Below are 23576 nucleotides of genomic sequence, written 5' to 3' on the forward strand. Positions count from 1 at the left end.
AAATTTTGAAGGGTGGTACATCATATTATGAAAAAACGTATTTTAACAATGAGTATTGTGGCTATCATGGCGGCTAGTAATTTGGCAATAGGTTTTGCCATTCCCAATCAGCAAAATGATTTTATTGAACAAAGTTCAGCTCCTGTAAAGGATCATCCAATACCTGGGAAAGGTCATCCAAAACCAGGGGGAGGACCAATGGAGAACCCAAAACTTCTTACATTACTACAAGTAGATGAAAATACTTTAAGAGCTGAGCGAGAGGCAGGTAAAACCTTAGTTATTATAGCAAATGAACATGGTATTTCAGAGGAATCGTTGAAGGAATTCATGATTGCTGAAAGGACGCAGCATATCGATGAAGATGTAAAAGAAGGCCGCATTTCTGCATGCCAAGCGCAAAGAATAAAAGCGGATCTGGAAGAGCATATAGTAAGAGAAATTAATGATCCCGGTCCGCTTCCAGGAAAACATCGGCCGGGGCCTCCATTACCGAGACCAGACCTAGATGAGCCAGACGAATCGACCAATGATTAGGCTTTCAGAAAGAAAGCGTGCCCTAACTGTTTGTCAGATAGTTCGTTTTATGAACAACTGTGTCAAACAAGGTAACTTGTGCAGTCGTATGACAGCGCCGCTTACTGCCTTGGCGGCGCTTAACTTTTTTCTTGCTGATGCGCGGGACGGTCTTGGACCTTTCTTAGATGCGTATCTTATCACTAAAGGCTGGACGCCCTTTGATTTAGGTGTGCTTGCTACTATTGGCGGAATTGTTGGTATCGTTGGCGGCGCTCCGGCGGGCGCTTTCGTCGATGCAACCTGTCATAAGCGTACGCTCGTCGTTGTTCCGATTACATTGATTACGATCCTTGCTTTCGTAACTCTTATCTATCCAATTGGCTTTACTGTTTTTACCACTCAATTTATAACTAGTGTTGCCGGTTTGGTGATTGGACCAGCTGTTATGGCGATTACTCTTGGACTGGTCGGAAAAGAGCTATTCGGTCGGCAGATTAGTCGGAATGCAGTGTGGGACCATACTGGTAACATATTACTTATCGGAGGAACCTATCTCGTAAGTCAATGGGGTGGTATCAGCGGCGTTACTGCACTAATGGTTGTGACTACACTTGCTACAGCTATGGCCGTTTTAGCCATTGACAGATCGAAGATTGATCATGCTGTCGCCCGTGGTCTTAACCGAAGAACGGAAGGGTTAGGACCATCACAATTTAAACGGCTGCTGTCGAATAAAGCGTTATTTTTACTTGCGGGGACGTTAATGATTTTTCATTTCGGGAATGCGCCGATTGCAAGGTTGATATCCCAACAATTTGCTAGAGAGCTGCAACAGCCGTTTCAGACGACTGCGATCATTACTGGTGTAGGTCAGATTTCATCGATTGTCGGTGCTGTGTTGGCTCCCTATGCTGTTGAGCGGATTGGATTACGATGGACCATACTTTTGTCGCTTGGGTCATTGCCAATTCGTGGCATTCTTGCTGCCCAAATGTCCGGTTTTGCAATGATCTATCCTGTTCAGGTCTTAGATGGTGTTGGCGCAGGTTTACTTGGCATTTTAACGCCATTAGCTGTTGAACGGCTATTAGCAGGAACCGGTCATTTCAATTTTGGTCTTGCTGCCGTTCTTACAGTGCAGGGACTCGGGGCTACATCAAGCAATATAGTAGCAGGATTCATTGTGGACCATTATGGCTACGGTACAGCCTATCTTTTTCATGGGCTTGTCGCAGTTTTTGCTGTTGCGCTCTTTATAATTGTTGGGAAGAAAATCGAACGGTGTGATGGGATAGATTAATATTTGGCTGGCTAAGTAATATTTCGAAATAGCGCAAAACGAGGTAGGAAATGGAACATTCTTTACATATGGTATTGGCGGGGATAATTTTGGGAGTTGTATTAGTGATTTTTACATTAGGAAAAAGCCCCATTTTCAGAGTGGATCGTGCAGGAGCTGCTATCATTGGAGCGGTAGCAATGACAGGAACCGGTGTTTTATCATATGATAAAGCCGTTTCGGCGGTAGATTATAAGACAATCATCATTTTATTTTCAATGATGATTCTAGTAGCAAATTTGAAATTAGCCGGATTTTTTGAGTTCGTAGGCAACCATCTGATACGGATGGTGCACAATAAGAAAAACTTGTTGTTTGCCATTATTTTGGTAAGTGGGGTTCTCTCCGCTTTTACGATTAATGATATTGTCTGCCTGCTCTTTACGCCTATAGTACTACTTATTTGCCAGAAACTTGATTGTAATCCGGTACCACATCTCCTGGGAGTTGCCATGGCTTCCAATATAGGCAGTGCTGCGACTTTACTGGGAAATCCACAAAATATACTTGTGGGCAGTCTGTCAAAAATGACATTTTTATCTTATTTTATGGTTGCAGCTCCTATAGCAATCTTAGGGCTGCTTTGTACTTTTAGCGTGATTGCATTTTATTATCGTAAAGAACTTTGCGGTGGTTGGGATAGTCGCCAACAAATTCCTGTAAATGTCCATATGTATTTGATTATCAAAAGTTTATTGATATTGGCAGTTATCTTAATTACGTACTTATTCGGTTTTGATTTGGCATTAGTAGCTAGCTTGGGAGCTACGGCATCTTTACTGACTCGGCGGGTAGAACCGAGCAAAGTCTACGCTAGTGTGGATTTTAACCTATTGGTTATCTTTATTGGTCTTTTTATTATTGTGGCTGGAGTCGAAGAAAGTGGTCTGGTAAATTATTTTTTTGACCAATTTTCTTTTTTGAAATTGAGCACCTTAGGACTTTTTGCTATATTCACCGTTGGTTTATCTAATCTGGTAAGCAATGTTCCCGCAGTGTTATTAATGCGTTTTCTTATTCCAGATACCGAGGCGGAAGTATGGTGGAAGGCCTTAGCCTTATTTTCGACTTTGGCCGGAAATCTCACGATTGCGGGATCTATTGCGAACTTAATTGTAGTTGAGATTGCCAAACAAAATCATGTCTATATGACTGCGCGAGAGTATTTTCGCATTGGTTTTCCTCTAACGTTAGTTGTTACTTTTATTGGATATTTATGGCTGATTTAAGAAAAGTGTTATTATATGGCTGGAGTTGAATTTTTGAGTATTTTCTATTATCTAGGTAGGAGGGCAGGGTATGTTTGGATCATCCCTTTATGTTCGTAGTATTGAAATGCTTTGGGATAAAGTTGATAATCGACAAGAGTATCCCTTTAATATTCCTATAATCCAAGATTTGAAAGAAATACAACTGAATACATCAGTTACTATGATTATTGGCGAAAATGGTTCGGGCAAATCTACATTGTTGGAAGCTTTAGCGGTAAATTTGGGATTTAATCCTGAAGGCGGTACAAAGAATTTCAATTTTAGCTCGCGGGATTCTCACTCTAAACTCAGTGAGTACATTAGGGTTACTAGAGGTGATCAGCGAAACAAAAATGGTTTCTTTTTCCGCGCTGAAAGCTACTATAATGTAGCGACCAATATCGATCAACTTGATGAGGAACCAGCATTTGGACCACCGATAAAATGTTCCTTTGGAGGTCGATCTTTACATGAATTGTCACATGGAGAATCCTTTTTAGCTGCCTTTAAAAATCGATTCGGCGGGCTAGGTCTTTATATTTTGGATGAACCAGAGGCAGCGTTATCACCATTAAGCCAAATGTCCATGATTCCGCTCATCCGTAATTTAGTGCGTAAAAACTCGCAATTTATTATAGCTACTCATTCACCAATAATTATGGCTTATCCTGGCGCCGAATTATTGCAATTATCTCAAGGCAGGCTTAAACGGGCTTCCTATGAAGATACTGATCACTATATCATTACCAAGGAATTTATGAATAATCGTGAAAAGATGCTAAAAATACTTTTATCCGAAGAATAAATCTAAGGGTAGAAAAATAAAAAAATATCAAGACCATGACAGTCATCAATGGCCTTGATATTTAAAAAGGAGAGTATCCCCTCGTAGTTTGTATCCCAATTGGACGTTTTATACACTACAATTAGCGGTTTAGCCTTGTTCTTTAAAGTGCGTTACCGAGGAGTATGAAGCTGATTAAGCTTGCTTTCTGGTTCCTCACCATTTTCCACACGTTTAATATTATTCACAAAGAAGTCATATCTTTTTTTATGAAATTTACGACTGTCAGGCATACCTGCGGTGTGGGGAGTCAGTATCACGTTGCTTAGGTTCCGTAGTTCACTGTCCATTGGCAGCGGCTCAGACTCAAATACATCTAGACAGGCGCCTGCAATATCCCTGCTTTTTAATGCGGCGATCAAGTCTTGTTCATTGACGATCCCGCCGCGGGCGGTATTGATAAACAGCGCTGAACTTTTCATTTTCTTAAATGTCGATTGGTTGATCAACTGTTTGGTTTGCTGATTCAAGGGGATATGTACGCTTACGATGTCGGAAGTGCTGATAAGAGTCGTGAAATCCGTCATTTTTACAAAACCGTCAGACTGTGCCGCAGCATTTCTAGCATAGGCCTGTACATTCATATCAAAAACTTTACAAAACTCAGCGACTTTTTTGCCGATGGCGCCGTAACCGATAATCCCAATTGTTTTGCCTGCTAATTCACTCCCCGTATAGGCCAGTTGATTTTCAGCGACCTTGTTTTTCATGAAAGTATCAAGAAACGGTATGTTTTTATAATAAGCTAAAAGCAGTGCCATTACATGTTCAGCAACTGCCTGGGCATTGACTCCGGCAGCATTAGCCGCCCAAACGCCGAATTGCGTACAAGCCTCTATATCTACATTATCAAAGCCTGCGCCTGTTTGTACCAACTTTAACTTTTTTGCGATGGAAAGCAGGCTGCTATCTACTTTAATATGTTCGGGGATGAGTACCTGACAATCTGCTATATGCTGCGTTATTTCTTTTCCAGGTGGGACAATTATAATGTCCCAGCCGGTCGGAAAATGCTTTGCAATCGTTGTTTTTGCAGTCTCAGTAAAATAGCCAACAATGAGAATCTTCACGGCTAAACCCCCTTTTCAGGTTTTATACTATGTTTGGCAGAAAATCTGTTTGTGGCTTACCGTTTTATCCTTTTAAGGAAGCCGTAATAATTGCCATATTATATACTTCATCTGCGTTACAACCTCTTGAAAGGTCATTGATTGGTGCATTAAGTCCTTGCAGGATTGGACCATAGGCCTTAAAGTTTCCGAGACGTTGCGCTATCTTATAACCAATATTGCCGGCATTGATATCGGGGAATATGAAAGTGTTTGCTTTTCCAGCGACAGGCGAGTGTGACGCTTTTATTTTGGCAACATCTTTTGAAAAGGCCGCATCAAATTGTAATTCGCCATCAATAGGAAAAGCAAGATTCATACTCTTTAATTTGGCAGTTACATTTCGCATTTTATCAACTGATTCTCCTGCGCCTGAGCCTAAGGTGCTGTACGATAATAAAGCAACTTTGGGATCAATGTCAAAAACCTTTGCTGTTTTTGCCGTTTCAACAGCAATCTCAACAAGCTCATCTTCACTAGGATTCAAGTTGATTGCACAATCAGCCATGGCGTATTTTTCCTCAACATTCTCTATATTACGATATAGAATAAAGCTGCTTGAAACAATTTTATTTCCAGGTGATGTTTTTATAAGTTGAAGTGCCGGGCGAACGGTGTCGGCAGTAGAATAGGTTGCACCACCTAATAGGCCGTCAGCATACCCCATTTTTACAAGCATGGTACCAAAGTAATTCGTTTTCATCAAAGCCTCTTGGCAGGTGGCTTTATCCATTTTTCCTTTTCGAAGCTCAACCATTTGCGTAACCATGGAATCCAGCGCCGGATAGGTTTTAGGCTCAATGATTTCAATTTCATTTATAGGAAAACCATACTGTTGCGATGCTGTGCTTATCTCTTGGGGATTTCCTAACAGGATCGGTTCGAGAATTTTTTCTGTTTTTAAACGACTGGCCGCCTCAAGAATTCTAGGATCAGAACCTTCGGTAAATACGAGTTTTCGCTGGTTATTTCTTAATTTTTCAATCATGCTTTCAAACATTTTGGCACCTCCATTTTTACATATAGGATTTTATTTCGCTATTTTATATCTTTCTAATCGTTGCAGGAGTGTTCCTGTATGGATTTCAAACAAATGATTGTCAAAGTCATAAAAATATAATGATCGGCCTTCGCCCTCTACGCGTGGTCGCGGCGGCTTAAAATCTACACCGAGTTTTTTAATGCGTGATTCATATACTTCGAAATCTGCTTCTGCTATTTTAAAGGCGATATGGTTATAGGTTCGAGTGGGCAGAGAATCACCTTCCATAATGGCAATCCATTGTCCGCCAATGAGGAAAAATTTCTCTTTTGATAGCGAGAAGGTATTATTACCGCTAGCGTAAACTTCTTCTGCTTCAAATATTTGCTTGAAAAATGTAGTCGCAAGTTCAAGATCTTTAACGATAAAAGTTACGTGACTGATGCCTTCGATCATACTATTAACGCCTCCTTTCTGCAGGGTATTGCTATCCTAGCGACAGCGCGCCTAAACCAAGGAGCATCGCAATTGCTCCAATGATACGAATTCTTATATTTTCTTCTGATAGCAGCTTGGCTCCCAGGGCAGTGCCGATTAGAATGCTGATTTCTCTCGCTGGTGCGATATAACTTACCGGACTAAATACCATCGCAGTTAAAACTAAAATATAGGCCAATGGACACAAAATAGCCACACTAATAGCCTCCACTTTATGACTCTTCCATTGGTCTTTTACTTTGTTCCAATTTTTGATTGCATAAGGAGTTAAGAGAAATATTCGTCCCAAGTTAGTTGCCCAATCCAGCAGTAACGGGGGGATTAGCAAGGTAGTAACAGCTAATTTGTCTGAGAGCGTATATCCAGCAATCATAGTGCCGCACAAAACAGCAAATATCACTGATTTGCGGGCTGTAGGTTCGGCTATGTGCAAAGGATTTCCGGTGATTACAATAATTCCTAGTCCAATGCATAGCGTTCCCATAAGCGCTATGGCAGAAGGTTGTTCGCCTAATAATACAATGGCGGCAATCGTCGAGATCATAGGACCTGTGCCACGAGCGAGAGGATAGATGAGCGAAAGATCCCCAATTCGATATCCTTTGTCCAACAAGATATAATATAAAGAGTGCAATATGGCGCTGCCTAGCATAAAACCTAGTTGATACCAGCCAATTACCGGGCTTTGCGTAACGATGATCCATAGAGCGAATGGAAAATAAAGCAAGGTCGAAAGCGCGGCGAACAGCCAAATAAAGGCGGTACCTCCGCAGGCTTTTTTGGCTAAATAATTCCAGGTGGCATGAGCGAAGGCGGCAATCAGAATAAGAATAAGAGCTGATTCTGTTATACTATCTCCTCCAATGCAAAGAATGATTTGACTAGCAGCTTTGTTAATGTTAATTTTACATATATAGAATACTGATGTAAATGTTAAGTATTTTGTAATAAATATTAACTTTTTCTATATATAAGAGGTGATTTTATGTACTTTCCTGGGATTGAAGCTTTTTTAGCGATTGTGAAGACGGAAAATTTAAGCAAGGCGGCGGAACTCTTGCATTTATCGCAAGCTACAGTAAGCTATCGGTTGAAGACCTTAGAGAAGGATATGGGCGGCCTCTTGGTGGAGCGACGAAAAGGGGAAGCCAAAATCAGCCTGACGCCAAAAGGGGAAAGCTTTTTTTATATTGCTGAGAGATGGGATGCTCTTTGGCGGGAAACGCAAATCTTGCAAGCTAATGACTCTCAATTCAGTTTGGCCATTAGTGTTGCTGAAAGTATAAGTCACTTTGTTTTACCGCCTTTATATCGCCTGTTAAATGAGCACAATCCAGCAATACGGCTGCAAATTCGAACACAGCATACGCAGGAGGCCTTTGATAGTATAGAGAGACGCGAGATGGATGTGGCCTTTGTGGTACGCGAGATCGCATCGCCCTGTGTCACCGTGAAGCCGTTTTTTTCGGAAGAAATGATGTTGTTGCGTCTTGCCGCACCGGGGCGTCAGGCAGGAGACACTGTTGAAATAAAGGAATTAGCGCCGCAGCACGAAATATTCATAATTTGGAATAAAGAATTTCAATTTAAACATGATCAGTGGTGGGACCCCCATTGTCCTTCTCGCATTCATTTAGATTCGGCAGGGCTTATCACTACTTTTATGAAGGACGTTCAGCAGTGGACTATCGTTCCAGCTTCGGTAGGTGCACACATGGTACAGGGTGGACAGTTTGTCCTTCAGCGGCTAGCAGAACCCATTCCGCCTAGAATATGCTATAAGGCGACCCACAAGTTTCCTTATCAGGATTTAAACAAAACACTTTGTATTCTTGATCAGTATTTGCAAACGATATTTGGTGTATAAGGTCGTTGCTTAATACGGATTTAGCAGGTGACGGTTAGCGACTAGTAATTTATTGGGAGGATTATATGGAGAACACGAACTACATAAAAGAGAAAATACTTCAGCTTATTCAAACGCCGCCCGTATTTGGCGAAGAACGAATTCCAGGAGGCCTTGCCGATTATGAGCGCCTAGCCCCTGAGTGGCTGAGCAGTCTGAGCGGTATTGATCAGTTGGAAGCTGACGCGTGGCATCGTAACGATGCTTTTGTTCTAAAAATAAAATATTTGCGGGAAGCTATTTTTCGTCTTGGCTCCTTGGAGTGTGCGGCGGGAGCAAGCGCAGAGCGGTGTCGCCTATGGTTTGCTTGTCTCGCGCTCCTTCTTTCCCAGAAGCTAGTAGGCGAAAATTATCCTATCGATTCAGAAGAAACTGTTACGTTTTTCGCCTTGACACGGGATTTTTCTTTAGAACATTATCGAGATTGGCCGGAAAAATCTGATTATGAAGGTGTTGCTTCCCGAATCCTATATGGCTTAATGACAGGATATCCCGTGGTCTTACCGACAGAAAATCCTGCCTATGATGATCGTCATTGGCTGCAACTGTATCGAGCCATTATGCAAAAAAATGCAACTGACCTTAAGCAAGCGTGTATGGCTTTGGCTGATTATTGGCTCCATGACTATGCGGTTAATGAAGTGCCGGTATTTGACCAAGAGCAATTTCCGTGCTTTGAGGCAGACTGCAATGCCATTTTGGCCATTGCGCTTTATCGGGAACAGATTTCTGTTGTATTTGAGGAGGAAAAATATCGGCAGTTTTATCTTGCTGCTTTGCTATAATAGGATTTTAAAGTTAGTGATAATTCATAAGGCTGCTTTATGAGTTAATGCTTTTGTGATATGATCAAATTGTAAGAGAATCTGCTTTTAAAAGGAGATGTTGTTTTATGTTGTATAGTAGTGCAATGGATATTGTAAGAACCTGGGAGGTGCATACAAAATAAAATAATGTATATACCTCCCAAAAGCTGAGTTCACAAACTTTTGGAGGATATAAAATTGAGCAAAATTGATATGGAAAATATGGGGCTCAGTCAACGGTTTATTACTGAGTCTAGTTTATATTCTGGTTTTTATATTGGGCGAATTATTGCCCAATATAAAGATTTATACAAGGTAGTAACCGAGAACGGTGAGTTAACAGCAGAAATTGCCGGAAAGTTTCGTTTTGATGTCCGCGCGATATCTGATTATCCGGCAGTGGGCGATTTTGTTATGCTGGATCGAAATGATGATACTAGAGGGAATGCCATTATTCATCAGGTTTTGACACGGAAAAGCGCTTTTATTAGAAAGGCGGCGGGACGTTCAAATGAGGAGCAAGTTGTAGCTTCAAACATTGATACCGTGTTTATCTGTATGTCACTGAATAACGATTATAATCTTCGCAGGTTAGAACGTTATCTTGGCATTGCCTGGGATAGTGGAGCTGTTCCGGTTATCGTTCTTACGAAATCTGATTTATGTGATAATCTACCACGAAAATTGTTAGAGCTTAATACGGTTGCTTGTGGGGTTGAGGTGCTTGTTACTTCGAGTTTGATTGAGGCTGGTTGCGGATCTGTGCAAAGCTATCTCGTTAGTGGTAAAACCATTGCATTTATCGGCTCATCCGGTGTGGGAAAGTCGACGTTAATCAATAGACTCACAGGCCAAAAAGTGCTACAAACCCAAGGGATAAGAAACGATAATAAAGGCAGGCATACTACGACTAGGCGCGAATTGATCACTATTCCAAGTGGCGGTGTTGTTATTGATACCCCAGGAATGAGAGAAATCGGAATCGAGAGCGCTGATTTTACGAAAGCCTTTGCCGACATTGACGAGCTCAAAGCAAAGTGCAAGTTTCATGATTGCACTCATACTAATGAGCCGAACTGTGCAGTACAAAGGGCTATAAAAGACGGGTTGCTGTCGGCAGAACGGCTTGCTAATTATTTAAAGTTGAAAAAAGAAGCCAAGTATGAGGGCTTAACTTCAAAGCAGATTGAACAGGAAAAGAGTACGACTATGTTTGCGCAAATGGGCGGCGTGAAAAACGCACGAGAGTTTGTCAAAGAAAAAAATAAAAGACGGCGTGGCTTTTAAAGCATCTCTTTGGAGATGCTTTTTTGCAAACGTCGCAAAGCTGAATGAACCTCAATGATTATCTTGGCGATAAGGAAGGAGAATCAAGCGCATGAAAGCCAAAGTATATGCTGCTTATGGCAGTAATATGAATATACAGCAAATGAAGCGGCGTTGTCCGAATGCTCAGGTAATTGGTACGGGTGAGCTAACAGGCTATACTTTGACTTTTCGCGGCAAACAAAACGGTGTTGCTAATGTGGAACGGCAAAGCGAGGGCGTTGTCCCGGTTGTCCTTTGGCATATTACGCAAGATTGCGAAAAGGCTCTTGATCGTTATGAGGGATATCCAAGGCTGTATGAAAAGAAAAATGTTACGGTAGGGACTAAGATCGGCGAGCAGGAAGCCATGCTTTATGTAATGGCTGAAGAGTATGAAGCCATGCCGGCGTTACCGCATGAACGGTATCTTGAAATGATTCGGCAAGGTTATCGGGATCATGACCTTAATACTATGGTGTTAGAACAGGCAGTGGAAAATGCTAAAGCGAAAGTGGATTCGTTGTAATAGTTGTTAAGGTTACAAGCCATTCTTTAAGCTTTGAATAACGCGGTTTGTTATGTTTTTTGCCGTTAACCGCAATATTTAAGGCTTTTTTTTGTCCCACGAGAATGACTAGTTTTTTGCCGCGAGTGACTCCTGTATAGATGAGATTGCGTTGCAACATCATAAAATGCTGCATCATGATCGGGATGACGATAACCGGATATTCTGAGCCCTGACTTTTATGAATGGTACAAGCGTAAGCAAGAACGACTTCATCTAGTTCGTCAAAATCATAAATTACCGTGCGATCATCAAACTGAATGGCCAGCTCTTTTTCGCCTGTGTCAATGCTGGTGATAAAGCCAATATCACCATTAAAGACTTCTTTGTCGTAGTTGTTTTGAATTTGCATCACCTTATCGCCAGTGGCGAGGGGAATCCCGAATTTTACTACTTTTTCTGTAGCCTGAGGGTTTAGTACCTTTTGCAGTTCGATGTTTAAAGATTTAGCGCCAATACCGCCGATATTAGCCGGACAGAGAATTTGAACGTCAGTGATTGGATTATAGTGCCAGCGTTTTGGTATGCGGTGCTTTACAATTTCAATGATTTTTTGTACAGCATCTTCTGGGGTTTCCGAGCTAACAAAAAAGAAATCGCCGTCAAGCTGATTGGAGAGATCAGGCATATTGCCGCTATTAATCGCATGAGCGCTAGTAATGATCTTACTTGTTTTAGCCTGACGAAAGATTTCATTTAATGTAACAACTGTCACACATTCAGAATCAATAATGTCAGCTAAGATTTGCCCGGCGCCCACAGAAGGAAGCTGATTTACATCGCCGACGAGGATAATCGAAGCGTTTTGCGGTACAGCTTTTAGCAGGGAATTCATTAACTGGGCATCTACCATGGATGTTTCATCAATAACCAACAGTTGACATTCGAGCGGATTCATTTCGTTTCGTTTGAATTGATGTTCTGACGGATCATATTCCAGCAAGCGATGAATGGTTTTGGCTTCTAGGCCGGTAGACTCTGAGAGGCGTTTCGCAGCTCGACCTGTTGGGGCAGCTAAGAGGATTTGTAGTTGCTTGGCATTGAGAATTTTGATGATAGAATTTACGATCGTAGTTTTTCCTACACCAGGGCCGCCAGTAATGACCATAAATTTAGACTGTATCGCTGTAGCAATGGCTTTTTTTTGATTCTCCGCCAGTTGGATGCCTAATTTCGCTTCAACCCAGGGAATTGCAGTAGCTGCATTTATTTCACCCCATAGGGGCGAACCTGAGGCGACAGCGACAATTCGTTCGGCAATATATTTTTCATAATAATAGAGGCTGGGGATAAAGAGACACTCCGCGTCGCCGATGGTATCTATCATAATACCTTGTGTCTCAATTTCTTCGATAAGGGCTTGTTCTAAGATATCAAGCGGGATTTCTAATAATTCTACTGCTTGGGGCAGCAGAGCGGCTTTGGGGTAGGCGCAGTTGCCGTTGGAAACTTCTTCGAAAAGGGCATGACGAATTCCCGCTTTGGCACGAATGAGCGAGTTTTTTTCAACACCGATTTTCTGAGCAATTGTATCAGCTGTCACAAAGCCGATCCCATATATATCTTGCGCTAAACGGTAGGGGTTTTCCTGAATCAGAGAAATCGCTTTATCGCCGTAGGTTTTATAAATTCTAACAGCTTTTGATGTGCCAACGCCATTTGAATATAAAAAAAGCATAATTTCTTTAATTTTCTTTTGGGCATCCCAGCCCTTCACAATCTTTTCACTGCGGACTTTGCCGATTCCATCAACTTCTCGTAAACGGTGCGGTGTCTGTTCGATGACGGTAAAAACGTCTAGACCGAAACAGTTGACTAAACGCTCGCCATAAACAGGACCAATTCCTTTAACTAGGCCAGAGGAAAGATATTTTTGAATGCCTTCCAACGTAGTAGGCGGCATGGATTTTAAAGAAATACAAGATAATTGAAGCCCGTATTGGGGATCGTTTTTCCATAGTCCGATGGCTTCAATGAATTCGCCACTCGTGATTGTGGAAGCATGTCCGACAACAGTTACTAAATCGCGAAAGCCCCTTGCTTTTACTCGCAGGACGCAAAAACCATTATCGTCATTATGAAAAGTAACACGTTCTACGGTTCCGCTGAGAAATACTTTTTCTTCAGTAGAATCGGTAGGAATTATTGTAGGGATATCTGCCATTAAAAAAATGCCTCACTTCATAAGAAAGTACGGTTCATTTTAAAAATATCAATTCGTTATGCGTTTTTCAAGCGAAAAAAGTTCTTCCACCTTTTGTGACATTAACTGCTGGGCATCAGAAATTGCTTGATTATAAATATACACACCGGCATTGTTCAGAATGAAATCCAAAAACAGCGAAGCTTGAAAAGAACTGATTTCTTCATCGCGTTCTTTCAAAAAGAATTCTTGGATGCTGCTTAGTAAAACTTGTTTTGATTCGTCAGAAAGCTTAATCATGATGGCACCTCGAATTTAAGTTTTGGTTCATTATAGCATTGCCTTTTTCAGAAAAAAAGATTGGTAATAAGAAAGCCAGCGCTTTTGGCGCTGGCTGATAATTTTTTATGAAGGATTTTCGGCCGAATATTGTCTTGCCGTAAGTGCTGTAGCGGTATGACGAGCGCCATAGTGTTTTAAGAAGAAGGCAATGATTAAATTAATAACAAAACATCCGGCGAAGAAATATAGGGTCAGTGTGTAGCCGCTGGTTGATTCTCTAAGTAATGACACGACATAAGGACCAGCGACACCGGCCATTCCCCAGGCAGTCAAGATCCGACCATGGATGGCGCTTAGTTTTTTGGTGCCAAAGATATCGCTGAGATAGGCTGGCATGCAAGAGAAGCCACCGCCGTAGCACGTAATAATGAGAAGAACTAGTACTTCAAATCCGAAAGCATCTGCCGTTGTGGCAAGCTTCCAGAAAGCGAAGCACTCTAAACCGAAGAAGAGTACATAAGTATAACCGCGGCCAATATAGTCAGAAATCGTTGACCAAAAGATACGGCCTGCGCCATTAAATAGTCCAATGATACCTACTAATGAGGCTGCTTCGGCAGGAGACATGCCGACAACTTCTTGGGCCATGGGCGACGCGACTGCTAAAAGGCCGATGCCGCAAGTAATATTTACGAAAAAAATCCACCATAAAGCACTGAACTGCCAAGTCTTTAAAGCTTCGTTTTCCGTAAAGCCTCGCTGTAAACAAGAATTTTTCGGTGCTACAGGATTATTACTTGGTTTTTCTGGGGGAGCTTTTAAATAGGAAGCCGATAGTCCCATAACAATCATATAAATGATGCCTAGCACCAGAAAGTTATCTACTAATCCGTAGGCTGTCGTTAGCCGTTGCATCAAAGGGCCGGCAATCAAACTAGCAAAACCGAAGCCCATAATAGCAAGGCCCGTGGCAAAGCCGCGATGATTCGGAAAATATTTGACTAGCGTTGAAACAGGGGTAATATATCCAATGCCTAGACCAATGCCGCCAATTACGCCGTAAAACAAATACAGTAGTGGCAAACTATGCAGATAGAGAGCCAAGGCAGTGCCGAACATTCCTGCACCCCAGAAAGCGGCCGCGATGAGTCCACTTTTTTTTGGACCGTATTTTTCTACGAAACTGCCTAAAAGTCCAGCGGATAAACCTAAAAACAAAATAGCTAAAGAAAATGTCCAGGTTGTTTCTTTCAAGGAAAAGCCTTGGTTTGCCATAATTGGACGAACCAATACACTCCAAGCATAGACGCTGCCAATACAAATATGAATTCCCACAGCAGCAAGAGCGATAAACCAGCGATTTCTCATATAAATCCATCCCTTCTAAGAAAAAAATCCGAGAGATGCTGCCAAAACGCAAAAACCGTCCAGGCATGAATCTCTCTGCCCAGACGGTCGGCTTATCTTTGCTCTGCAGTACATGTGGTCATTTCCACTTATCCGTCAGTCCTGCATAGCCTATGAACTTTTTATTACAGGCTCATTATAGCAACAGAGAAAAAAGGTGTCAAGATAAAATACTGCTAAAAATACGATGGTGGAGGGGGAAAATAAAAGAGCTCCTATTGCGGAGTCGTTAAGATTAGGGATAATAATATTTGTCAAGAAGGAATAAATACAATTGATGTAAAATCTATTTGGCATAATAATTTTATTAAGAGAGGGATTTATTATGGAGCTATCTGAGGTGGATAAAGCTTGGAATGAAATGGTTACTTTACTGAATTCTGATGACCGAGAAGAGCGGGAGCAAGGAATAAAGTTGCGAGAAGAACTTTGTTCGAAGTGGCCTAATGTATGCGAAATGGTCAAAGAACAGCTTAAATAGTAATGGCAATTTAGTGTATTCTAAAAGAGTGGCAGAGCCACTCTTTTTCTTTTGATATATCGGTTATTTTGAGTCGATTATTGTAACTATAATAGGTTTTATAATAGAAAGAAGTCGTCTGCAATCAATGCAGGCGACTATAATAAGATAATATGAAATCAGGTAATTATATCATAACACATAAAAATGAAATGTCAAGTCTATATAAAAAAGCTTCCCAGGAATCTTGGGAAGCTTTTAGTCAGGTTAGTTTTCTTTTTAATAGTAGGTTATTAAGTTATGCGAAACAATATAATTGTAGATTGCAATGACTGTATTGCGGTTGGTGTTGGCTTCGGGGGTATCGCCATAATAAGGACCGGCAGGCATATTACCTTGTAATTGATATAAACATAGGGCTGTTGGAGCACCGCCCCATATTTCATCATTTGTGATCCAAAGAGTCCCATCGGGGTTCCATTGGTTTTGGATTTTGTTAAAGGAACATTTGAAGATAAAGGTTTGTTTTTTATAGGCGATTTTATTGTCTAATGTTTGGTTTTTTAACATGTCTAACGTAGGTTTATCAGGTACTAAAAGTAAAGAATAGGTCATTTCAAAGGTTGAGAGTTGATCACTTTTTGGCAGTACTTTTGCATTTGCTGATTCGGAACGCAAATATTTTGTATAGCCGTTTTCGTTGGCGATAAACACGTCTTCAGCGAAACAATTACTGGTAAAAAGGGTAATAAGAAGAATTAGGAAAATTTTTTTCATAGCTAGGCCTCGTTTTATTTTTACTCTAATCTATTTTACATGTAAAATATACACCCGCAAAGTGATTTTGTCATTACTTAGCCGAGAAATTTACCAGATAAAATTAGTTGAGAATTTTAATTATGGAGAAATTTTTCTATTTCTTTCCCTGCAAGGGGATTACTCTATGGTATAATATAAATCAAACCCTTAAAAGGAGATGATTTTTATGGCAAATCCAATTCTTTCAAAAGTAAGAGAACTTCCAGCATACGGCAGTGAGACTGCCACATATACGGGTGTCGCATTAAAAAGTATGCTTCTTGTCGCTATTGTTATCGCTTCGGCCCTTGTTACTTGGCTAGGCGGTTATGCAACGCCTGTTACAGCTACTGTTACTGCGATTATGGGCTTTATTGCCGCAATGGCAATTAGCTTTAAACCTTCCTGGGCTGGTTTTTTATCGCCTCTTTATGCAATTCTAGAAGGCATGTTTTTAGCTGCTGTTTCGGCTATGTTTGCGAGAATGTATCACGGCATCGTACTCAATGCCGTCATGATTACTTTCGGTCTTGCCATTAGTGCGGCCGTGATCTATGCCCGTGGTTATGTAACGGTCAACGATAAGTTTATGCGCGGTGTCTTTATGGCGACGATGGGAATCGCTGTGACGTATTTGATTGAATTTGTTTTAGGTTTTTTCGGGATCCGTATCCCTATGATTCATCAGGGGGGCATCGTCGGTATAGCTTTTAGCTTGATCATTGTCGGTGTTGCTACGCTCAATTTGTTTATTGATTATGAGCAGATCAGCCAGAGCGTTCGTCAAGGCTTGCCCAAAGAATATGAATGGTTTTGCGCCTTTAGTGTATTGGTAACATTAGTCTGGTTGTATATTGAAGTATTGAATCTGCTGCGCAAATTGAAAGACGAGTAAAGAGCGCTGTTTTCAGGATATAGGATAAAGGAAAAGGACGGGCCATTGGCTCGTCCTTTTTTCTTTGTAAACTAGGTTATTACGTTTTGGGGCTTTCGATTTCCTGCCAGCCATCGGGACCGTGAACACCTCGATCAATATCTTCCCATTCAATGGGATTTACGTCAAGGGTAACGCTTTGATAGCCTTCCGGTAATTTATTAATAATGACTGTAAATGCTTTTTTATTACTTATTTTCAGCGAAGGGTTTGCTGAAAAGTTTTCTTCTAGCCAGTTGCTTTCATATTGGCGGTAGATTTTATAATGGACATGAGTAGTACCGGAAGATGTAATCTGATAGGCTTTTTCTCGCTTTAGCTGGCTATCTGGCGGAGCTAGTTCTGTAATAATTTGATTGATTGTCGTAATGTCTTTTACGGGATATTCTAGGGGAGTGGTAAGCTGCCAATCGGCAGTGCGTTTTTCTAAGACAACACGAATGCTATCGACCTTTTCGGGTATCAATCGGTTGCCGCCTACTGCCATAAGAAATCGATTTTCATATAGATTTTGCGTGATCCACTCACGTGAAACAGGTGCTTTAGGATATTTTTTTTCGAAATCTGTTATGTCCGACCCTAAGCTATAGACTGGTTGCTGCTGCGCCACTTCTGTTGTTGCGCTTATTGGAGCAGTCGCATCACTGGGCGCTGGCTGTAGCCTGAAGTAAGCGGCGAGAGCTAGTGAGCAAATTAAGATAGGTCCGTAGAATATAATGACAGCTTTGCGTGTTTTGGTCTTTCCCCAGAAAAGTGCCGCTGATGGTGAGATGAGGCCGACTAACAAGAGGATAAAAGCTAATAAAAACAAAGTGGCAAAAAGATGATTCATGTAGTTCGCGTCTCCTAGGCCAAACTATAAAGCATTACTGTAGCTTGGCAAATTGTAATGTTCATGCTTAACGAAGTGAAAATGTGTTCAATATGTTATTAAACACATTATATCAAATCTTAGGAATACCTTTAATTATATATCAGATTCTCCTAAATAAAAAACAGAGTATGCCTTTTTATGTCAAAAAAATTTCATATTATAGCAAAAAAGTTTTACTATTGAATATAATAGGTTTGTTGTTAAGGCAAGGGGTCTCTTTTTTTATCAAAATAAAGAGATCCATCAGAGCGAATCAGGGCTGTATTTACTTGTGTCAGATCGTTTAGTCCTTGGACTTTAAGCTGCTGTAGCAGCCAAGTCAGCGATAAACCGCTTTGACGCAGATTTTCTTTGATGAGAATGCCATCGGTGATGAGTTGGAGCCCTGTAAAGGGGGATAGAAATTTGGGCGATTCTGATAGCGCAAGGTTCTGATTGGTTACGTGCGAGGCTGGAAAAGTTTTTTTGACACTTAACTGGCCGTTTGGCTCTAATATGCCAATAGCTACTTCAGTAGGGTCAAATATGTCTTTATTACGCAGCTCCATAAAGAGGTCATCTAAGGTATAGTTCATTTTGCCAAGAGTTTCCTCAAGGATTTTCCCTTGATAAATCACCATGACCGGGGAGCTTTCAACAAGTTTTCGGGCAGGTACGCTATGTTTCGTTAAATAATTTGTCGTCATGATGCTGCAAGTCCAAACGAATAGGCTAAGAACGCCTAGATAAAAATCGCCTATAGGACCAATGGCAATTGCGGCGGCAATAGAACCAATGGTAATGCTTGTTACATAATCAAAGAAGGTAAGTTGGGTAATCTGCTTTCGACCCATGATTCTAGTAAGAAAAAGCAAAAAGATATAACTAAATAGCGTGCGGCATAATGTAGCGACGATTTGGAGGATTTGTTCCATAAAAAAAATCTCCTATCCATTTTTTTATAGGATAAGAGTATCGTAGTTTTGCTATACCATATTTTTATAAAAACAAAAGCGAGAGCTTTTTCCGATCTGCTCCCGCTTTTGTCCCGCCTTATAACCACTACTACGAATCATCGTAGCATCCCCATAGATAGAATACACTATCTAGTTAGGAAATGCAACTTTAATTTCGATCGCGATTAATGTATTCAGAAACAGCTTCTAAAGAGTCTCTTGGTGGCTTTTTCTGATCTTCCTTGAACTGAATGGGTTCTGGATTATTGGGTCCATAACCGACAGCTGCATTGGCTTTAGCTGCTTGCTGCTCCACGGTTTCATTCTTATCCATGCTTATCACCTCTCGCTTAGCATAACCTGCTAGCAAGACTACCATTCGTCTTCCAAAGAAAAGCGTATACTTAAACTAGAGTGAATTAAATTCCTTCCAGCATCATAGCAGTGGACGATTTTTCGGAAAGCAAGTTTTTCTGTTGTGCGACGGCCATCTTTCGTAAAATAGGTAATGATCGTTGTTTGATTTTTTTTCTTCTTTTCCACAGAACTCACCTGCTTTCTTTCTAACAATAAATATTATGTCGTATTTTGAGCATAAATGTCAATAAGGCTAAGACGGTTTCGCAAAATATTAAATAAGACAGATAAATCGTTTTTATTATTTTAGGTTCTTTACAAATTTACGCCAAATTAACAAATTACATATAGACTAAATCCAGCAAAAGTCTTATAGTAATTATAGAGGGAGTTGTGATAATAGCAACTGTCTTAAAAAAATATGCTTGAATAGTTTCTGTTATGATCACACAACAATTTAGGAGAGTGATTGGCGTATGAAAATGCTTGACAGAAAAACTTGCGGTTTACTTAAAGCGGCAACTATTGAAGCAGAGATGCACCGTAAGGTGACGAAAATAGCAGGATTTACTCACCGCGACCGAAGGGTTTATGGACAAGCTGAAGTAAAAACGGTTCGCATGGATCCTGCTGAATTGGATCTTTATTTGAAAGAGCAAGCCAAAGGCTGGGGCAGGCAGCTTGCGCCTTCACGCAGTAGGCAGTAAATTAAGTATTAATACGAATCAATAGACGAAGCTTTCCATCAAATAGTCATTGTAGCATATAAGAATAAAAGCCAATGCACTTGTTATTTTCGCAAGTGCATTGGCTTTTTAATTGAAGCGATATTCTTCTTCAGCCTGTTTCAAATATTGTAGCATGCCGTGCCATTGCGTTGCTGTGGCTAAAGCTTGTTGATAGCTAGAAGAATTTTTTTTCGCTCTGACAGGCAGACAATTTATCCGAACTGTATGATATTTTAAATCATTAAGATGCATAATTACATGAACATGTTCCACATAGTCTTTACTCGTTTTTTGACTCGTATCATCTGTTACGATTGCCACATCTAATATTTCATGGCCTTTTACGAGTTTCCAACGTAGCTTTTTATTTACAAGGCAAAGCGTGCCTGTATCTGTATCTGCGTAAATATAGCCGTCTATGGTCTGTCCGCCTAGCGATAGAGCAGCAACCATGGCGGGAGTAAAATGATCAATTGTCTTTACGAGTCTGGCAGCTTCCACGGCAAAGTTGTTCATAGCATATTTTACATCATCAATTTTTTCTAATTCTATGCGCATTTTTACTAAAATTGCAGCAGCGATAAACAGTAAAATTAAAAACAATTCAATCACATAGACAGCCTCCTAAAGCAAATTTGACGCGGTCGCATCGTCCTTTTGTCACTGATTTGTCATAATTACTCGTTATGATGAAATAATAGACAGAAGGGAGCTGGTCCACGTATGTATCCGTTAGATTTTGAAGACTTTTTTTTATTGGCTTTTTATATTGTTACTACGTTATTGCAATTATATTTTTTATGGACTATTAGCGACTCATTGAAAACTTTAACACAAAAGCGGGAAAAAGAGTAGGCGCGGCATTAGATAAATTATTTTTTCCCATTATAGCATGATTACTATATGCTGTGAATAAAATTGACTGTCCTATTTATTTAGGGCGGTTATTTTATTTTGGCAATGGTTTTTCTGTTTGACCGAACATCTGTTCTGTGATAAACTAAAACCAAACAAATGTTCGGAGGGGTTTGAATGCGTAAACTCTTATGGGTTTTTCTTTTATTATTCATGGCTGTAAGTTCTGTTCATGCTTATTCAATCCAGGGAAAACAAGCTGCTTTACGTTATGAAACAGTGACTGTGACGCAGGGCGATACCTTGTGGACCATTGCTGCTCGGTATACTACAGAACGAGAAGATATCAGACAGCGCATTGTTTTAATATGTAGTATAAATGGCTTAGATAGTAACGGAAAAATCATGGCTGGCCAGCAACTCAAAGTACCTTTTCCTTAATGTTTTTCTAATTACAAAACGCTGTATTGCAAACAAGACAAAAGGACTGTGCCTTTTGTCTCTATTTTTTTACAAGACCACGAAACACTATATATAGTTTTTAAAATGTGTTAAAATACAATATATAGTGATTGAGGAGGCTGTTATAGATATCTGCCTTTTTTCGAAAGCTAACTAGTAAATTGTAAGCGGGAGCGATTATTATGTTGATCATCGATAAAGAAAAACTTCAGCAGTTGAATGAGTCAGTAGAATTTGGCGTTTTAGGCAAAGCCGTGTATGAACGAACCTATTCGAGGATAAAGCCGAATGGCGAAAAGGAAACTTGGCCGGAAACTGTTTTACGGGTGGTCAATGGGAATTGCAGTTTAGTACCAAGTCGTTACATAGAACCGGACGAAGCGGAAAAGCTTTTTGATATGATGTATTCTTTCAAAGCGATTCCGGCGGGGCGAAGCTTATGGGTTTCTGGTGTGCCAGGACGGCAGTTTTTATTTAATTGTCATAATAGCTCTTGGACAGAAATTGTTTCAGAGCATTTTACTTTTTTATTCGATGAACTGTGCAAAGGCGGCGGTGTGGGCAGTAACTATTCGAATCGTTATGTGGAACGCTATAATCCGGTACAGCGCAGAGTGAATCTGCATCTTGTTTGTGATCGCAGCCATCCTGATTACAGTGATATTAAAGACAAGATGTCACTGACTTATTCGCCGGAATGGACTGGTTCCATTACGATTGATGATTCTCGTGAGGGCTGGGTAGAGGCTCTTAAAAATCTGCTTGATGCTTTTTGGGAAACCGGCGATGAAGCAGTTGAGTTGATCTTCGATGTATCTAATATTCGACCGAAAGGATCTCGAATTAAAGGGTTTGGCGGGATTGCTTCAGGACCCTTGCCACTCATTGTCATGCTTTATGATGTGGCAGAATTGCTCAATAGCAAACAAGGGCAAAAATTGAATTCTCTTGATTTTATGGAAATTGACCATCTTATTGCTCGTTGTGTAATTTCTGGTAATGTGCGACGTAGCGCTAGAATGAGTCTGAAATCTTGGAAAGACGAAGACATTTTGGCTTTTATTGATTGCAAGCTTGATGAAACGTCCCATTGGACGACGAATATTTCTGTTGAAATTGATGATGATTTTTTTGCTGCATGGAAAAAGGGCAATTCTCATGCTCGGCTAGTTCTGGATCGAGCTGTTGAGGCGATGATGACTAGAGGGGAACCGGGATTTTGGAACCGCTCTTTATCACAAGTAGGTGAAACAGAACCTGAACTCATCGAAAGTACGAATCCTTGCGGTGAAATTGCCTTACAAGGTTTTGAAAATTGTAACCTAGGTCATATTAATCTGGCGGCTTTTAGTGACGAACAGGAACGGCAAGAAGCCTTTCGGCTCATGGCTCGGTTCTTGATTCGTAATACTTTCGGCGATATTTTAAATCAGCGTCAACAGGCGGTAGTGGCCAAAAATCGGCGAATTGGCGTAGGGTTTTTCGGCTATCAGACTTGGCTCATTCAAAACGGTATTAAATATTCTGAGTCTCACTATAATCAATATGTGATGCAATCGTTAAAAAAATATTATCAGATTGTGCGACAGGCGGCGCGCGATTATGCTTTTTGCCTGAGAATTCCCGAGCCTGTCAAAGTAACGACAATTGCACCGACGGGAACGATTGCTCTGTTGCCAGGTGAAACAACAGGGATTCAGCCGATTTATACGCGCTATGGGATTCGCCGTGTGCGTTATGCTGCAAATGATCCTGAGTTAGACGCTTTTAGCCTGAGTGATATGGAGCAGGACATGTATTCAGCAACTACGAAAGTTGTAAAATTTTACTATAAAGACCGCCTGGTAGAAATTGCTGAGGCAGCGGGATTAGATATAGAAGATATGGTTGAGCAACAAAATGAAATTCATCTTGCCGATATGCTCAGTGTTCAAGCCATGATTCAAGATGTTTATGCCGATAATGCCATTAGTTTTACTGCCAACATTCCGCCCCACTCGCTTTCTTCCTCAGAGGTAAAGAGCTTACTGTTGTCCTTTTTACCGCGGCTAAAGGGTACGACAATTATGATTGATGAAAGCCGGCAGCAGGCGCCCTATGAACGGCTGTCTTTTGCTGAGTTTTCACAGCATCATGGCACTGTCGGTCATGGTGATTTAGAGTGTCAAAACGGCGCTTGTCCCATAAAGTAGTAATTTGATTGCTGGAAAAAGGC

Annotated in this window: 26 protein-coding genes and 1 riboswitch; of the genes, 13 read left to right on the forward strand and 13 right to left on the reverse strand. The window is 40.8% G+C overall.

The features are described 5' to 3' along the window. Nucleotides 1–27: 27 nt before the first annotated feature. From AC0NJP_RS00800 to AC0NJP_RS00815, 4 genes are all read left to right on the forward strand, one after another. Complete coding sequence (locus AC0NJP_RS00800; RefSeq protein ID WP_474698469.1) at nt 28–537, forward strand: hypothetical protein; 510 nt, start codon at nt 28–30, stop codon at nt 535–537. Nucleotides 538–586: 49 nt separating this feature from the next. Beyond that, complete coding sequence (locus AC0NJP_RS00805) at nt 587–1819, forward strand: MFS transporter (RefSeq protein WP_474698470.1); 1233 nt, start codon at nt 587–589, stop codon at nt 1817–1819. A gap of 50 nt (nt 1820–1869) precedes the next feature. Next, complete coding sequence (locus AC0NJP_RS00810) at nt 1870–3087, forward strand: ArsB/NhaD family transporter (protein WP_474698471.1); 1218 nt, start codon at nt 1870–1872, stop codon at nt 3085–3087. A 70-nt stretch (nt 3088–3157) separates the two neighbouring features. Continuing rightward, nucleotides 3158–3913: an AAA family ATPase gene (locus AC0NJP_RS00815; RefSeq protein ID WP_474698472.1), complete on the forward strand. Its 756-nt coding sequence runs from the start codon at nt 3158–3160 to the stop codon at nt 3911–3913. A gap of 152 nt (nt 3914–4065) precedes the next feature. Here the strand turns inward: AC0NJP_RS00815 and AC0NJP_RS00820 are convergent, their stop codons facing one another. From AC0NJP_RS00820 to AC0NJP_RS00835, 4 genes are all read right to left on the reverse strand, one after another. Next, nucleotides 4066–5022, reverse strand: a complete 957-nt coding sequence (locus AC0NJP_RS00820; RefSeq protein ID WP_474698473.1) for an NAD(P)-dependent oxidoreductase — start codon at nt 5020–5022, stop codon at nt 4066–4068. A 64-nt stretch (nt 5023–5086) separates the two neighbouring features. Then, the gene (gene pta, locus AC0NJP_RS00825; RefSeq protein WP_474698474.1) at nt 5087–6061 is read right to left on the reverse strand and encodes a phosphate acetyltransferase; all 975 of its coding nucleotides are present in this window, start codon (nt 6059–6061) and stop codon (nt 5087–5089) included. Between the two features lie 30 nt (nt 6062–6091). After that, a complete protein-coding gene (fosX, locus tag AC0NJP_RS00830) occupies nt 6092–6499 on the reverse strand; it encodes a FosX/FosE/FosI family fosfomycin resistance hydrolase (protein ID WP_474698475.1) in 408 nt (135 codons plus the stop codon). A 31-nt stretch (nt 6500–6530) separates the two neighbouring features. Next, nucleotides 6531–7445 (reverse strand): EamA family transporter, encoded by a 915-nt coding sequence (locus tag AC0NJP_RS00835; RefSeq protein ID WP_474698833.1) that lies wholly within the window; start codon nt 7443–7445, stop codon nt 6531–6533. An 81-nt stretch (nt 7446–7526) separates the two neighbouring features. On the opposite strand from AC0NJP_RS00835, the gene AC0NJP_RS00840 reads away from it, so the two are divergent. From AC0NJP_RS00840 to AC0NJP_RS00855, 4 genes are all read left to right on the forward strand, one after another. Next, nucleotides 7527–8408 (forward strand): LysR family transcriptional regulator, encoded by an 882-nt coding sequence (locus tag AC0NJP_RS00840; RefSeq protein ID WP_474698476.1) that lies wholly within the window; start codon nt 7527–7529, stop codon nt 8406–8408. A 65-nt stretch (nt 8409–8473) separates the two neighbouring features. Further along, the gene (locus AC0NJP_RS00845) at nt 8474–9232 is read left to right on the forward strand and encodes a hypothetical protein (protein ID WP_474698477.1); all 759 of its coding nucleotides are present in this window, start codon (nt 8474–8476) and stop codon (nt 9230–9232) included. A 219-nt stretch (nt 9233–9451) separates the two neighbouring features. Continuing rightward, nucleotides 9452–10540, forward strand: a complete 1089-nt coding sequence (rsgA, locus tag AC0NJP_RS00850) for a ribosome small subunit-dependent GTPase A (protein ID WP_474698478.1) — start codon at nt 9452–9454, stop codon at nt 10538–10540. A gap of 91 nt (nt 10541–10631) precedes the next feature. Further along, the gene (locus AC0NJP_RS00855; RefSeq protein ID WP_474698479.1) at nt 10632–11087 is read left to right on the forward strand and encodes a gamma-glutamylcyclotransferase family protein; all 456 of its coding nucleotides are present in this window, start codon (nt 10632–10634) and stop codon (nt 11085–11087) included. Here AC0NJP_RS00855 and recD2 read toward each other — a convergent pair. From recD2 to AC0NJP_RS00870, 3 genes are all read right to left on the reverse strand, one after another. Beyond that, the gene (recD2, locus tag AC0NJP_RS00860; RefSeq protein ID WP_474698480.1) at nt 11062–13290 is read right to left on the reverse strand and encodes an SF1B family DNA helicase RecD2; all 2229 of its coding nucleotides are present in this window, start codon (nt 13288–13290) and stop codon (nt 11062–11064) included. The genes AC0NJP_RS00855 and recD2 overlap by 26 nt on opposite strands. 48 nt (nt 13291–13338) lie before the next feature. Continuing rightward, the gene (locus AC0NJP_RS00865; protein WP_474038006.1) at nt 13339–13569 is read right to left on the reverse strand and encodes a DUF2164 domain-containing protein; all 231 of its coding nucleotides are present in this window, start codon (nt 13567–13569) and stop codon (nt 13339–13341) included. A gap of 105 nt (nt 13570–13674) precedes the next feature. Next, nucleotides 13675–14919 (reverse strand): L-lactate MFS transporter, encoded by a 1245-nt coding sequence (locus AC0NJP_RS00870; protein ID WP_474698481.1) that lies wholly within the window; start codon nt 14917–14919, stop codon nt 13675–13677. 70 nt (nt 14920–14989) lie between these two features. Next, a riboswitch (ZMP/ZTP riboswitch) is annotated at nt 14990–15072 on the reverse strand. Between the two features lie 211 nt (nt 15073–15283). Between AC0NJP_RS00870 and AC0NJP_RS00875 the strand changes: the two genes are divergently transcribed. Then, nucleotides 15284–15439, forward strand: coding sequence for a hypothetical protein (locus AC0NJP_RS00875; protein WP_474038009.1), 156 nt, complete (start codon nt 15284–15286; stop codon nt 15437–15439). 258 nt (nt 15440–15697) lie between these two features. Here the strand turns inward: AC0NJP_RS00875 and AC0NJP_RS00880 are convergent, their stop codons facing one another. Then, on the reverse strand, nt 15698–16195 hold the full coding sequence (locus tag AC0NJP_RS00880) for a hypothetical protein (RefSeq protein ID WP_474698482.1): 498 nt from the start codon (nt 16193–16195) through the stop codon (nt 15698–15700). A 208-nt stretch (nt 16196–16403) separates the two neighbouring features. Here AC0NJP_RS00880 and AC0NJP_RS00885 point away from each other — a divergent pair, with 208 nt between their 5' ends. Then, nucleotides 16404–17111: a Bax inhibitor-1/YccA family protein gene (locus AC0NJP_RS00885; RefSeq protein WP_474698483.1), complete on the forward strand. Its 708-nt coding sequence runs from the start codon at nt 16404–16406 to the stop codon at nt 17109–17111. A gap of 79 nt (nt 17112–17190) precedes the next feature. On the opposite strand, the gene AC0NJP_RS00890 is transcribed toward AC0NJP_RS00885, so the two are convergent. The 4 genes from AC0NJP_RS00890 to AC0NJP_RS00905 all read right to left on the reverse strand — a co-directional run bounded on the left by AC0NJP_RS00890 (nt 17191) and on the right by AC0NJP_RS00905 (nt 19502). After that, nucleotides 17191–17982 carry a hypothetical protein gene (locus tag AC0NJP_RS00890; protein WP_474698484.1) on the reverse strand — a complete coding sequence of 264 codons (792 nt, stop codon included), beginning with the start codon at nt 17980–17982 and terminating at the stop codon, nt 17191–17193. Between the two features lie 242 nt (nt 17983–18224). Then, a complete protein-coding gene (locus AC0NJP_RS00895) occupies nt 18225–18938 on the reverse strand; it encodes a DUF421 domain-containing protein (protein ID WP_474698485.1) in 714 nt (237 codons plus the stop codon). Nucleotides 18939–19128: 190 nt separating this feature from the next. Continuing rightward, the gene (locus AC0NJP_RS00900) at nt 19129–19293 is read right to left on the reverse strand and encodes a hypothetical protein (RefSeq protein WP_474698486.1); all 165 of its coding nucleotides are present in this window, start codon (nt 19291–19293) and stop codon (nt 19129–19131) included. Nucleotides 19294–19331: 38 nt separating this feature from the next. Then, nucleotides 19332–19502: a hypothetical protein gene (locus tag AC0NJP_RS00905; protein ID WP_474698487.1), complete on the reverse strand. Its 171-nt coding sequence runs from the start codon at nt 19500–19502 to the stop codon at nt 19332–19334. A 290-nt stretch (nt 19503–19792) separates the two neighbouring features. On the opposite strand from AC0NJP_RS00905, the gene AC0NJP_RS00910 reads away from it, so the two are divergent. Continuing rightward, complete coding sequence (locus AC0NJP_RS00910; RefSeq protein WP_474038019.1) at nt 19793–20023, forward strand: hypothetical protein; 231 nt, start codon at nt 19793–19795, stop codon at nt 20021–20023. Between the two features lie 108 nt (nt 20024–20131). Here the strand turns inward: AC0NJP_RS00910 and AC0NJP_RS00915 are convergent, their stop codons facing one another. Then, nucleotides 20132–20656: a hypothetical protein gene (locus AC0NJP_RS00915; RefSeq protein WP_474038020.1), complete on the reverse strand. Its 525-nt coding sequence runs from the start codon at nt 20654–20656 to the stop codon at nt 20132–20134. A 420-nt stretch (nt 20657–21076) separates the two neighbouring features. Here AC0NJP_RS00915 and AC0NJP_RS00920 point away from each other — a divergent pair, with 420 nt between their 5' ends. Both AC0NJP_RS00920 and nrdJ read left to right on the forward strand, forming a co-directional pair. Next, on the forward strand, nt 21077–21340 hold the full coding sequence (locus tag AC0NJP_RS00920; RefSeq protein WP_474038021.1) for a LysM peptidoglycan-binding domain-containing protein: 264 nt from the start codon (nt 21077–21079) through the stop codon (nt 21338–21340). A gap of 203 nt (nt 21341–21543) precedes the next feature. Then, nucleotides 21544–23553, forward strand: coding sequence for a ribonucleoside-triphosphate reductase, adenosylcobalamin-dependent (nrdJ, locus tag AC0NJP_RS00925; protein ID WP_474698488.1), 2010 nt, complete (start codon nt 21544–21546; stop codon nt 23551–23553). Nucleotides 23554–23576: the final 23 nt, after the last annotated feature.

The organism is Pelorhabdus sp. sgz311002 (genome assembly GCF_056134285.1).

Bases quoted from the DNA above. Each gene is read 5' to 3' on its own strand.
- AC0NJP_RS00815 (WP_474698472.1), top strand. From the start codon at position 3,158: ATGTTTGGATCATCCCTTTATGTTCGTAGTATTGAAATGCTTTGGGAT.
- AC0NJP_RS00900 (WP_474698486.1), bottom strand. From the start codon at position 19,293: ATGGATAAGAATGAAACCGTGGAGCAGCAAGCAGCTAAAGCCAATGCA.
- AC0NJP_RS00910 (WP_474038019.1), top strand. From the start codon at position 19,793: ATGAAAATGCTTGACAGAAAAACTTGCGGTTTACTTAAAGCGGCAACT.
- nrdJ (WP_474698488.1), top strand. From the start codon at position 21,544: ATGTTGATCATCGATAAAGAAAAACTTCAGCAGTTGAATGAGTCAGTA.
- AC0NJP_RS00885 (WP_474698483.1), top strand. From the start codon at position 16,404: ATGGCAAATCCAATTCTTTCAAAAGTAAGAGAACTTCCAGCATACGGC.
- AC0NJP_RS00870 (WP_474698481.1), bottom strand. From the start codon at position 14,919: ATGAGAAATCGCTGGTTTATCGCTCTTGCTGCTGTGGGAATTCATATT.
- AC0NJP_RS00855 (WP_474698479.1), top strand. From the start codon at position 10,632: ATGAAAGCCAAAGTATATGCTGCTTATGGCAGTAATATGAATATACAG.
- AC0NJP_RS00845 (WP_474698477.1), top strand. From the start codon at position 8,474: ATGGAGAACACGAACTACATAAAAGAGAAAATACTTCAGCTTATTCAA.
- AC0NJP_RS00865 (WP_474038006.1), bottom strand. From the start codon at position 13,569: ATGATTAAGCTTTCTGACGAATCAAAACAAGTTTTACTAAGCAGCATC.
- AC0NJP_RS00805 (WP_474698470.1), top strand. From the start codon at position 587: ATGAACAACTGTGTCAAACAAGGTAACTTGTGCAGTCGTATGACAGCG.
- AC0NJP_RS00800 (WP_474698469.1), top strand. From the start codon at position 28: ATGAAAAAACGTATTTTAACAATGAGTATTGTGGCTATCATGGCGGCT.
- AC0NJP_RS00880 (WP_474698482.1), bottom strand. From the start codon at position 16,195: ATGAAAAAAATTTTCCTAATTCTTCTTATTACCCTTTTTACCAGTAAT.
- AC0NJP_RS00920 (WP_474038021.1), top strand. From the start codon at position 21,077: ATGCGTAAACTCTTATGGGTTTTTCTTTTATTATTCATGGCTGTAAGT.
- AC0NJP_RS00895 (WP_474698485.1), bottom strand. From the start codon at position 18,938: ATGGAACAAATCCTCCAAATCGTCGCTACATTATGCCGCACGCTATTT.
- pta (WP_474698474.1), bottom strand. From the start codon at position 6,061: ATGTTTGAAAGCATGATTGAAAAATTAAGAAATAACCAGCGAAAACTC.
- fosX (WP_474698475.1), bottom strand. From the start codon at position 6,499: ATGATCGAAGGCATCAGTCACGTAACTTTTATCGTTAAAGATCTTGAA.
- AC0NJP_RS00810 (WP_474698471.1), top strand. From the start codon at position 1,870: ATGGAACATTCTTTACATATGGTATTGGCGGGGATAATTTTGGGAGTT.
- AC0NJP_RS00890 (WP_474698484.1), bottom strand. From the start codon at position 17,982: ATGAATCATCTTTTTGCCACTTTGTTTTTATTAGCTTTTATCCTCTTG.
- AC0NJP_RS00840 (WP_474698476.1), top strand. From the start codon at position 7,527: ATGTACTTTCCTGGGATTGAAGCTTTTTTAGCGATTGTGAAGACGGAA.
- AC0NJP_RS00875 (WP_474038009.1), top strand. From the start codon at position 15,284: ATGGAGCTATCTGAGGTGGATAAAGCTTGGAATGAAATGGTTACTTTA.
- recD2 (WP_474698480.1), bottom strand. From the start codon at position 13,290: ATGGCAGATATCCCTACAATAATTCCTACCGATTCTACTGAAGAAAAA.